The organism is Halomonas llamarensis (assembly GCF_023555005.1).
In the GTDB taxonomy this organism is placed as follows: Bacteria; Pseudomonadota; Gammaproteobacteria; order Pseudomonadales; family Halomonadaceae; genus Vreelandella; species Vreelandella llamarensis.
The window spans coordinates 1-2,056 of sequence record NZ_JAMJPJ010000069.1; the positions used below are offsets into that span (position 1 = coordinate 1).

Annotated in this window: 1 protein-coding gene and 1 pseudogene; both read left to right on the top strand. The window is 64.4% G+C overall.

What is annotated here, in order from left to right; genetic code table 11:
• Positions 1 to 707: pseudogene (locus tag M8006_RS17535) on the top strand (type VI secretion system Vgr family protein); the annotation flags it as partial.
• A gap of 105 nt (positions 708 to 812) precedes the next feature.
• Positions 813 to 2,056 (top strand): DUF6531 domain-containing protein (locus M8006_RS17540; protein ID WP_250084482.1); only part of this gene is annotated, 1,244 nt, incomplete at its 3' end.

Below are 2,056 nucleotides of genomic sequence, written 5' to 3' on the forward strand. Positions count from 1 at the left end.
GCAGCATGGCGATCCCCCGGATCGGCCATGAGGTCATCGTCTCGTTTCTGGAAGGTGACCCCGATCAGCCGCTGATCACCGGACGCACCTATCACGCGGTGAACACGCCCCCTTACCCGCTGCCCGCCAACAAAACCCGCACGGTGATCCGCACCCAGAGCCATAAATCAAAAGGCTTTAACGAACTGCGTTTTGAGGACGCCACCGACCAGGAGCAGATCTGGCTCCACGCCCAAAAAGACCTGGAGCTGCTGACCCTTAACGACCGCACCGAGGAGATCCGCCGGGACAGCCATTTAAAGCTGCATCGCAACCGACTCAGCGAGATCCACAATGACGATCACCTGACGGTACACGGTAAGCGCTACACCCAGATCAAGGGCGATGACCACCTCCAGATCGATCAAACCCGCCATGAGGTCTACGGCGCGTCCCAGTTGGTCGAGACCGGCCGCGAGCTGCACCACAAGGCGGGCAGCCAGATTGTGTTGGAAGCGGGCAGCGAGATCACCCTCAAAGCCGGCGGCAGCTTTATCAAGCTCGACCCCGGCGGCGTGACCCTTGTCGGGCCTCAGGTCAAGATCAACTCCGGCGGTAGCCCCGGGCGTGGCCAAGGCCACGCCATTGTACTGCCCCGCCTGCCCGGGGAAGCCGAGCCCGAGGAGAACGAGGACGTCACCCTCGACCCGCACCAGACCCCGCTATTAACCAGCGACATTACCGCCGCCACCCCCTTGGCGCTGGACGATATCGCTATTACCGATGGCCTGGCCGACGACTGCAGCGCCTGCCAACCGGCAGTGGGCAGCCCGGTGAACCCGCTCTTGGGCGCCAAGCTGCTGCCCGCGGAGACCGATTTTGCGCTCCCCGCGCCCCGGCCGTTTGTGTTTAGCCGTGGCTACCTCTCCAGCAATGAACAAATAGGTGCTCTGGGTCAGGGCTGGTCGCTCCCAGGTGAAAGCCTTGCCATTACCCTCAACGACGACGCCTGTATTGTCCACGATGCCCAGGGCCGTCAAATTACTTTTGGCGCACTGGCCCCCGGCCAGGCGCGCTTCTCGCCTACCGAGCAGCTGTGGATCCGTCGTGGGGGGAGCGCAAGCGTCAGCGCCTCTGAACACGATAGCGCCCCAAGCGACGATAGCCGCTGGCAAGCCCTGGACGAGACGCTGCGTAGTGATCCCGAGCGTATCGTGTTAAGCGATGCCAGCGGGCTTTACTACGTGTTTGCCAGCCCAGCCTCTGCCCATCCAGCAGACGCGGCCACCACCACGGGTGCGCCTTCCGGCGATAGCTCAAGGGATACCGCTGCCCGCTGGCCCTTAATCGAAGAGCGCGACCGCAACGGCTACACCACCCAGTACCGCTGGGAAGGGGGCCAGTTGGTGCGGGTGATCGACAGCGCCCAGCGCCACTACCAGCTGGTCTACGATAGCCTGTTACCCGCCATGCAGGGCGATACTGGGCAGCGCTTAACCGGCGTCAAGCTGGTGAAAACCCACGACGGTGAGCTAGCGGACGAGTGGCTGGTGCGCTACTCCTATAGCCCGGTGGGGGATTTGATCGCGGTGCGCCACCGCCACGGCGAGGTGGTGCGCGAGTTTGAGTGGCAGGATCATATGCTCACCGCCCACCGGGTGCCCGGGGGCATGGAAGCCCACTACACCTGGGATCGCCACGCCCCGGATGGCCGCGTGGTGGGTCAGCAGGAAGCCGGTGGCTTGGCCCGCTCTTACACGTATCATGTGGATCACACCCGGGTCACCGACAGCCTGGGACGGGAGGAGCGCTACCACTTTGTGGGCAGCGGCCCCGGCCGCCGCTGGACGGCCCACACCCGCGCCGACGGCTCGCGCATTGAGTTCCGCTACGACCGCGCCGGGCGCAAGATCGCCACCGTCGATCCCCTGGGTCACGAGACATTGATCGAACGGGATGACCACGGCCAAATCATTGCCCAGACCGGCCCGGACGGCACGCGCTGGGCCATTGAGCGGGATGCGCTCGGGCAGCCGGTGAGTATTGAAGGCCCTGAGAATCAGCGCTGGCAGATCAC